Origin of the sequence: Dietzia sp. KRD202 (genome assembly GCF_017168155.1) — a bacterium.
Taxonomy (GTDB): domain Bacteria; phylum Actinomycetota; class Actinomycetes; order Mycobacteriales; family Mycobacteriaceae; genus Dietzia; species Dietzia kunjamensis.
The window spans coordinates 1-2258 of record NZ_JABFAN010000082.1; the positions used below are offsets into that span (position 1 = coordinate 1).

The 2258-nt window shown below is 71.5% G+C and carries 1 protein-coding gene; it reads right to left on the reverse strand.

The features are described 5' to 3' along the window. Positions 1 to 172 precede the first annotated feature (172 nt). Positions 173 to 2258 (reverse strand): PEP/pyruvate-binding domain-containing protein (locus J1M64_RS18855; protein WP_206475192.1); only part of this gene is annotated, 2086 nt, incomplete at its 5' end.

The following is a 2258-nucleotide window of genomic DNA, read 5'->3' on the forward strand; positions in this document are numbered from 1 at the left end:
AGCGCCACCCCCGAGAGCGCCAGCCGCTGGTGGGCCCGCAACAAACCCCACCACAGCGACATCGAAAAAGGCATCCGCGCCCTACTCCACGAACGCCTCGACGAACTCATCGACCCACCACCGTTCTGACCTGACCGCGCAGTTTGCGGCGCAGTAGCTGGGTGCCGGGCCCTCACCCCTCCAGTCGAGTCACCACGCCGCGGTCGCCGTCCACTCGGACGCGGTCGCCGGTGCGCAGCGTTCGGGTGGCATCGATGGTGTTGACCACGCATGGCAGGCCGTACTCGCGGGCGACCACCGCGCCGTGAGAGACAGAACTGCCGATATCAGTGACCAGCGCCGCGATCACCGTGAAATACGGAGTCCAGCCCACGTCCGTCACGGGCGCGACCAGGATCTCACCGGGCTGCACCTCCCGGGCATCGACGATCGACCGGGCCACCCGCACCACGCCCTCCACCGTTCCGCGGCTCGCCGGACGGCCCACGATGTCGCCGCCCGCAGCCTCGCGGGGCGGCCGGGCGATCAACGCAGTCGGCCGACCCACCGACACGTCCGGGAACTCGAGCGCGTCCTGGAACGCCAGCGCCTTCCGACGCTCGACAGCCTGCGCGACCAACTCCTCCGGGGAGGCCGACACGCTGCCGTCCGAGCCGTGACTCGCGAGTCCGCCGGTCACCGGGCCCGGCGCGCCGACGATCCGCGCCAGCTCGGGCCGGTCGAAGAAGAACACCAGATCCGCATCGGGCAGCCGCCCGGACGCCGAGAGCACCTCGCCCAGATGCCGATAACCGCGCTTCAAGGAGTGCGCCATCAGCGCCATCTTGGACTTGGTCTCCTCGCGGCCCCGCGCACCGGCCCGGGCCCACCGCGCAAGCTGGCGGATCACGGGTGACTCCGGCTCCGGGACCTCCGCGGTCTCGGACGCCCGCCCACCCCGCTCGAGCGTGGACCGCACCATGACCTGCATGATCGCGCCCAGCCCCTCGGGATCGTCGGCCCACGACGCGTCTCGCATACACAGCTCGCGATACCCGCGATGGCCATGGCGCGACAGGAACCGCCGCAGCGCGACGCCCCACCCGTCAGCCGAGGCGAGCACCGCCTCCACTGCCGCGCCGGGATCCGCTCCGAGAAACCGCTCGGTAGCGGCGGAGTCAGCAGCCAACGCCCGCACCACCGACTCGAGCTCGGCCAGCATGAGCGCACTCTCCACATCTGCGGCGCCGGCCATGAGCCGGGAGGCCTCGGCGCGGCCGTTGTCCTCGGTGCCGCCCGCGGCGACGGCCTGCCGCATGAGCACGCTCTCCAGCACGTTGGCCGCGACCGCCGCGCGAGATGACGACCGCACGTGCGTCAATGTCACCTCGCAGTACAGGTGCATCCCCGCCTCGAGTTGGCGCCACACTTGTAGTGGGTCGCAGCCGGTGGGGATCTCGAACGCGCCGATCTGCTCGCCCAGACCCCGCACGGCCGGGCCCGCGGTGAGGGCGAACGTCGACAGGCGAACCGTATTACCGAGTCGCCGCGGGAGCGGCTGCGGCGGTTTGGGCACGAGCTCGTCGACCACCCGCCCGCAGATCGACGTGGAGAACTGCTCCAGCGAATTGCCCAGCAGTCCCGAGCTCAGCGCGGTGCCCTCGGTGAGGTTGAGGAACATGTGCCCGGAGAAGTAGCCCACCTGTAGCCACGGCTGCTCGTAACTCGGTTGCGCGCGGGCGACCACCTGCACCATCTGCATGGCGTGGTCGATCGCGTACCCCGACACCGACGCGGTGAGCGGACAGTACGCCCCCGGCATCATCTCGCCGATGTTGCAGCGCGTGTACACGTGGTCGCTGCCGGCGAGTGTCGAATCCATCCCGCCCAGGTCCGCGGGCAGCGTGGTGACGGGCCGCGCCTGCAGCCACCACAGCCGCCCTTCCCGGTCGATCGCCCACTCCAGATCCATCGGCCGGTCCCAGTGCCGCTCGGCGGTCAGCGCGTCGGACCGGATCGCCTCGATGTCCTCGCCGAGGAGCACCGGGCGCTCGCCGACCTCGCTCACCGCCACGGTGCCGGCGGCGTCGAGGACCAGGTGGTCGGGGGAGGCGGTGCCGTCGACCAGGGACTCGCCCAGCCCGGCGACGGCGTCGATCACCACGAGGTCGCGCCGCCCCGTGGTGGGGTCGGCGGTGAACACCACGCCGGCCGCCCGCGCGTCGACCATCTGCTGGACCACCAGGTGCATTGTGGCGGGGGAGTCGGTGGCGGGGGAG